General features: G+C 58.8%; 1 protein-coding gene. It reads right to left on the minus strand.

Annotation, left to right across the window (positions count from 1 at the left end; genetic code table 11):
• Window positions 1-12 precede the first annotated feature (12 nt).
• A protein-coding gene (locus tag NFE57_RS16595) for an IS5 family transposase (RefSeq protein WP_252136696.1) occupies window positions 13-773 on the minus strand; the annotation gives its coding sequence in 2 pieces (ribosomal slippage) (window positions 13-440 and window positions 440-773; 762 coding nt in all).
• Between the last annotated feature and the right edge of the window lie 75 nt (window positions 774-848).

Here is an 848-nt window from a genome sequence, read left to right on the forward strand (position 1 = left end):
TAAGATCAGGACTCATTGATTGAGCCAGAAGATGACGGTGGCGGCAATGCAGATGGCGGACATGAAGGTGTGGGCGCATCGGTCGTAGCGAGTATGGATGCGCCGCCAATCCTTGAGCCGGCCGAACATGTTTTCGATCCTGTGGCGCTGGCGATAGAGCACAGCATCGTGCGGGATCGGGACCTTTCGGTTGCGTTTGGATGGGATGCAGGCGGTGATGTTGCGTTCGGCGAGTGCCTTGCGGAACCAGTCGGCGTCATAGCCTCGATCGCCGAGCAGGGCCTTGGCCCGAGGTAAGGCATCGAGCATCAGGGCTGCTCCCTTGTAGTCGCTCATCTGCCCCTCGCTCAGTAGCATGACCAATGGCCGGCCCTTGCCATCGCATACGGCATGGAGCTTCGAGTTCAGGCCACCTTTGGTGCGTCCGATACGTCGGGGAACAACCCCTTTTTGAGCAGACTGGCTGCGGTCCGGTGTGCCTTGAGATGCGTCGCGTCGATCATCAGTTGGTCGGGCTTGCCGCCCTTTGCCGAAAGGGCGGAGAAGATCTTGTTGAACACCCCGAGCCGGCTCCACCGAATGAAGCGGTTGTAGATCGTTTTCGGCGGACCATAGTCGGCAGGCGCATCGCGCCATCGCAAACCGTTCCTGATCACGAAGATGATGCCGCTGATGATCCGACGATCATCCACCCGTGGCACGCCGTGGGACAGCGGAAAATATGGCTCGATCCGCCGCATCTGCGCATCCGAAAGCCAGATCAGATCATTCATGGCAACGCCTCCTCACGCCGCCATTGAATCAACCAATCGCCTTCCCGGCAAGAGATTTAATAGGTCCTGATCCTA

The organism is Hephaestia sp. MAHUQ-44 (assembly GCF_023806085.1).
In the GTDB taxonomy this organism is placed as follows: domain Bacteria; phylum Pseudomonadota; class Alphaproteobacteria; order Sphingomonadales; family Sphingomonadaceae; genus Sphingomonas.